The 3,712-nt window shown below is 75.7% G+C and carries 3 protein-coding genes; all 3 read right to left on the bottom strand.

Annotation, left to right across the window (positions count from 1 at the left end; all coding sequences use genetic code 11):
• Positions 1 to 18: 18 nt before the first annotated feature.
• The 3 genes from iolD to ADY01_RS33970 are packed head-to-tail and all read right to left on the bottom strand — an operon-like array spanning position 19 to position 3,710.
• Positions 19 to 1,920 (bottom strand): 3D-(3,5/4)-trihydroxycyclohexane-1,2-dione acylhydrolase (decyclizing), encoded by a 1,902-nt coding sequence (gene iolD / locus ADY01_RS33960; RefSeq protein ID WP_049580620.1) that lies wholly within the window; start codon positions 1,918 to 1,920, stop codon positions 19 to 21.
• Positions 1,917 to 2,840, bottom strand: a complete 924-nt coding sequence (gene iolB, locus ADY01_RS33965) for a 5-deoxy-glucuronate isomerase (protein ID WP_049580621.1) — start codon at positions 2,838 to 2,840, stop codon at positions 1,917 to 1,919. Before iolB ends, iolD begins: the two co-directional genes overlap by 4 nt.
• 12 nt (positions 2,841 to 2,852) lie before the next feature.
• Positions 2,853 to 3,710 carry a Cgl0159 family (beta/alpha)8-fold protein gene (locus ADY01_RS33970; protein WP_234320519.1) on the bottom strand — a complete coding sequence of 286 codons (858 nt, stop codon included), beginning with the start codon at positions 3,708 to 3,710 and terminating at the stop codon, positions 2,853 to 2,855.
• Positions 3,711 to 3,712: the final 2 nt, after the last annotated feature.

The raw sequence follows: 3,712 nt of genomic DNA on the forward strand, positions 1-3,712 counted from the left end.
GGGGGGGGGTGGTGGTGGTCACAGGTGGTGGCGGCGGGTGGCTGCCGACCGTTCGTATGCCGTGCGGGCCGCGCGTGCCGCCGGCCGGGTCGAGGTCGCGGCGACCGGCACGTCCCACCACGCCTGCGCGGGCGGGGCGGTCGGCGACGGGTCGGTCTCAACGTAGACGCAGGAGGGCCGCTCCTCGGCGCGCGCCGCGGCCAGCGCGGCGCGGAGCTCCCGCCAGGTCTCCGCCCGGAACACGCTCAGTCCCAGTGAGGCCGCGTTCGCCGCCAGGTCCACGGGCAGCGGGTCGCCGGTGTAGGAGCCGTCGGCCGCCCTGAACCGGTAGGCCGTGCCGAACCGCTCGCCGCCGGTCTCCTCCGACAGGCCGCCGATGGAGGCGTAGCCGTGGTTCTGGATCAGCACCACCGTGATGTTGACGCCCTCCTGCACGGCGGTGACCAGCTCGGTCGGCCCCATCAGATAGGTGCCGTCCCCGACCAGCGCCCACACCGGGCGGTCGGGGGCGGCCATCCTGACGCCGATGGCGGCGGGGATCTCATAGCCCATGCAGGAGTACCCGTACTCCAGGTGGTACTGGCGCGGGGACCTGGCCCGCCACAGCTTGTGCAGGTCGCCGGGGAGCGACCCGGCCGCGTTGATCACCACGTCTTCGTCGCCGACGACCGCGTCCAGGGCGCCGAGCACCTGGGTCTGCGTGGGGCGCGCGTTCTCGTCGCCGGGGACGAACGCGGCGGAGGTGACGCGTTCCCAGCGCCTCTTGCCCGAGCGGTAGCGGCCCACGTGGTCCTCGTCGACGCGGTGCCCCGCCAGCGCGGCCGTGAGCGCCTCAAGGCCCGCGCGGGCGTCGGCGACCAGCGGCAGCGCGGCCATCTTGTGGGCGTCGTGGGCGGCGATGGAGAGGCTGACGAAGCGGACCGCGGGGTCGGCGAAGAGCGTGCCGGAGGCGGTGGTGAAGTCGGTGAAGCGGGTGCCGACGCCGATCACCAGGTCGGCGGTGCGCGCCAGTTCGTCCGCGACGGCCGTGCCGGTGTGGCCGATGGCGCCGACCTCGCACGGGTGGTCGTGGCGCAGGGCGCCCTTCCCCGCCTGGGTGACGGCCACCGGGATCCCGGTGGCCTCGGCGAGCGCGCGCAGCGCGTCCTCGGCCTCGCTGTGGTGGACGCCGCCTCCCGCGACGATCAGCGGGCGGCGGGCGGCCCGCACGGCCTCGACGGCCTCGGCCAGCGCGCCGGGGTCGGGCGCGGGCCTCGGCACCCGCCAGACGCGGGGGGCGAGGAACGCGTCAGGCCAGTCGAACGCCTCCGCCTGCACGTCCTGCGGCAGCGCCAGGGTGACGGCGCCCGTCTCGGCGGGGTCGGCGAGGACCCGCATCGCCTGGAGCGCGGCGGGGACCAGCGCCTCGGGGCGGTGCACGCGGTCGAACCAGCGGCTGACCGGGCGCAGCGTGTCGTTGACCGAGATGTCGGGACCACCGGGGTGTTCGAGCTGCTGGAGCACCGGGTCGGCGGGCCGGGTGGCGAAGGCGTCGCCGGGCAGGAGCAGGACGGGCAGCCGGTTGATGGTGGCGAGTGCGGCGCCGGTGACCAGGTTCGTGGCGCCGGGGCCGATGGAGGTGGTCACCGCCTGGGCGCTCAGCCGGTTGCGCTGGCGCGCGAAGCCGACGGCGGCGTGCACCATGGCCTGCTCGTTGCGGCCCTGGTGGAACGGGAGTTCGGCGTCCGGGCCCTGGCCGTGCTCGACGAGGGCCTGGCCGATCCCGGCGACGTTGCCATGGCCGAAGATGCCCCAGCAGGAGTCGACGAGCCGGTGCCGCCGCCCGTCGCGTTCGGTGTACTGGCGGCTCAGGAAGCGCACGAGGGCCTGGGCGACGGTCAGGCGGTGGGTGGACGGGGTGTTCGGCGATGGAGCGCTCAACGGGGGGCCTCCGGCGGGGAGTCGTACAGCGGCAGCCTGGCGTCGGGGCTCTCCGCTTCCCAACGGGCCCTGATCCAGGCGTGGTCGGGGTGGTCGGTGATCAGCCACGCCCGGTCCTCGCCGGGCCCGGCCATGACGTTGAGGTAGTACATGTCGTGGCCCGGCGCCGCGATGGACGGGCCGTGCCAGCCGTCCGGGATCAGCACGACGTCGCCGGTGCGGACCTCGGCCAGCACATCCGTTCCCGCGCCCTGCCCCGAGGGGGTGACGCGCTGGTAACCCAGGCCCTCCGCCGCGGGGTTGGCCTCGGCGCCCGCGATCTCGTAGTAGTAGATCTCCTCCAGCTCCGACTCCTCGCCCGGCCGCGCCTCGTCGTGCTTGTGCGGCGGGTAGGAGGACCAGTTCCCGCCGGGGGTCAGGACCTCGACCGCGATCAGCCGGTCCGCCTCGAACGCGCCCGCGGCGGCGAAGTTGTTGACCTGCCGGGAGCAGGAGCCCGCGCCGCGCAGCTCGACGGAGACGTCCCGCGCCGCGCCGTAGCGGGCCGGGAGGCGGCGGGTGCAGCGGGCCCCGGCCAGCGCGAACCGGCCGCCGTCGCGGGAGGCGACGGTCACCTCGGCGTCGCGCGGCGCGTAGGCGAAGTCGCTCACCCCGGCGAACACGTCGGCCCTGCCGGTGAGTTCGAAGGTCTCACCGGCGACGGCGACCGAGCAGCCGCCCGACAGCGGCAGCACGATCCACTCGCTGTCCCCGGTGCGGAACGTGTGCCGTCCGCCGGGCGCGAGCGGCAGCACGCGCAGCGAGGACCAGTCGAGGCGGGCCCGCTCCGGCGTGATGTCGAGGGTGTAGGGGCCGCTCGCGGCCGATCCGGCGGGCAGGTGGTGCCGGGCGCGGGGTCCGCTCTGGGTTCGGGGGGTCAACGCGTCACCTTCTCAGGTCTCTTGGAGCAGTCCCGCGGCGGTGTCCACGGCCTTGGCCACGTCGCCGTCCGCGGGGTAGAGCAGGGAGCGGCCGACGACGAGGCCCTGGACGGTCGGCAGCCGCAGGGCGCCGCGCCACCGCTCGTAGGCGCCGTCCTGGTCGCCGTGCACCTCGCCGCCGAGCAGCACGACCGGGAGCGTGGAGGCCGCCAGCGCGCGGGACATGCCGTCGGCGTCGCGGGTGACGGGCACCTTGAGCCAGGTGTAGGCGGAGGTGCCGCCGAGTCCGGAGGCGATGGCGAGGGAGGTGGCCACCGCCTCGGGGCTCAGGTCGCTGGTCACCTTGCCGTTCACGCGGCGGCTGAGGAACGGCTCGACGAAGACCGGCAGCCGGCGGGCGGCCATGTCGTCGATGGCGCGCGCGGCGGCGTGCAGGGTGCTCAGCGAGCCGGGGTCCGTGCGGTCGATGCGGAGCAGCAGCTTGCCCGCGTCGAAGCCGAGCCGCTCTATGTCCTGCGCGCGGTGGCCGGTGAACCGGTCGTCCAGCTCGAACGCGGCCCCCGCCAGGCCGCCGCGGTTCATCGAGCCGACCACCACCTTGCGGTCCAGGGCGCCCAGCAGCAGCAGGTCGTCCAGGATGTCGGCCGTGCCGAGGACGCCGTCCACGCCGGGCCGGGAGAGCGCGAGGGTGAGGCGTTCGAGCAGGTCGAGCCGGTTGCCCATGGCGAGCGGGTCGCCGCCGACGGCCAGCGCGCCGCGCGCCGGGTGGTCGGCGGCGACGATGAGCAGCCGCCCCCGCTCGCCGAGCGGCAGGCCCCGCGGCCGACGGGCCGCCGCCTCCGCTATGGCCCCCGGCCGCCGCGCCCGCACGG

The organism is Streptomyces sp. SBT349 (genome assembly GCF_001083795.1).
Classification (GTDB): domain Bacteria; phylum Actinomycetota; class Actinomycetes; order Streptomycetales; family Streptomycetaceae; genus Streptomyces.